The following is a 1,225-nucleotide window of genomic DNA, read 5'->3' on the forward strand; positions in this document are numbered from 1 at the left end:
GAATTAACGCTAAAATATTTTATTTTTATTATATATAGATATATAATAAAAATAAAAAGTTAGGTGAATAAATTGAATGAAATATTAAAACAAATTTCTAATTTTTTAGGTTTAGAAAATAATTCGTTAGAAGCGTTTATTTTGTTTATTGTGTTTTTTATTGCAGCTTGGTTAATTAAAGAGTTTAAAGATATTTACAGTAAAGAAAGAGAAACTTTATCATTAAAACAAATAGAAATGAAAGAAAAATTATCAAGCGTGAAATTATCTATAAAGTTATATAGAAGACAAGAAATAGAGATGAAAGATTTATTAGAGTCTATCTTTAAAATTAATGCATATTTAAATCGTAATAAATATAAAGAACTAAAAAATATTTTAGAGGATATAGATAAAGTTGATTTTGCAAATAGAGTTTAGAAATTGAATGTTTTCGAGTGTTGAATGCTGGAGAATTGTTATATAGAACAATGAGAGGGAATAAGGCTTCTTTAATTAAGTTTTTAATATAGTATAAGAATTCATAATTTATAACTCGAATTGTATTGACCCAATTAGGATAGAAGAAATTTAGTTTAATATGAAAATAAAAAGGTAATTAATGTAAAGTAAAAATTAGTTAGACTGGAAACGAAAATCTAATTGATACAATAATTTTCAGTCTAACTAATTTTTCCTCTTGCACAGTGAATAAATTATATTTCAAAAGGGGGCAACATTTACTGTTGCTCCCTTTTAATATGTAGATTTAATTGTTAAACGAGAATATGGTGAAGTAATTTTGCAGTTTATTTCTTGGCTGCGTTAGCTTATATTTATCTATGTATAAAAAAGCGCTGTATACAGCACTTTTTAAAAGGTGCATGAATAGTATAATGAAGATTTTTACATTATTAAAGACATAACTATGCATGGCCTAATATTGATTCTTATTTGGTTAATTGTCATAAGGATCTATACGATTATTTATTTTTATTATTATTAATTTTTTCAGTGTATAGAACTTGCTCTTTGTAGTGTTTCTTAATTGGAAAGTTATGTGTACCTGTGCCGTTCTTGAATTTTTTATCAATGGGGTTCTTTAGAGGAACTGTTGTGGTTTCAGTAAATTCATATGGGTAATTTATTTTAGATTTATCTTCAAACATGAAAATGCCTCCTTTTAGGATTTCCTAAATTCTTTACTATAACATGATATGCATATAGATTTTTTTTGGACTAGTTA

The 1,225-nt window shown here is 24.2% G+C and carries 2 protein-coding genes; one reads left to right on the top strand and one right to left on the bottom strand.

The window, feature by feature from the left end; translation table 11 throughout:
• Positions 1 to 72: 72 nt before the first annotated feature.
• Positions 73 to 420: a hypothetical protein gene (locus tag DN403_RS29835; RefSeq protein WP_255452088.1), complete on the top strand. Its 348-nt coding sequence runs from the start codon at positions 73 to 75 to the stop codon at positions 418 to 420.
• 542 nt (positions 421 to 962) lie between these two features.
• On the opposite strand, the gene DN403_RS29840 is transcribed toward DN403_RS29835, so the two are convergent.
• Positions 963 to 1,148, bottom strand: coding sequence for a hypothetical protein (locus DN403_RS29840; RefSeq protein WP_000461138.1), 186 nt, complete (start codon positions 1,146 to 1,148; stop codon positions 963 to 965).
• Positions 1,149 to 1,225 lie beyond the last annotated feature (77 nt).

Source organism: Bacillus sp. AY2-1, assembly GCF_008368965.1.
In the GTDB taxonomy this organism is placed as follows: Bacteria; Bacillota; Bacilli; order Bacillales; family Bacillaceae_G; genus Bacillus_A; species Bacillus_A thuringiensis_S.

Excerpts from the sequence above, each read along its gene's own strand:
- DN403_RS29840 (WP_000461138.1), bottom strand. The coding sequence starts at position 1,148 with ATGTTTGAAGATAAATCTAAAATAAATTACCCATATGAATTTACTGAA.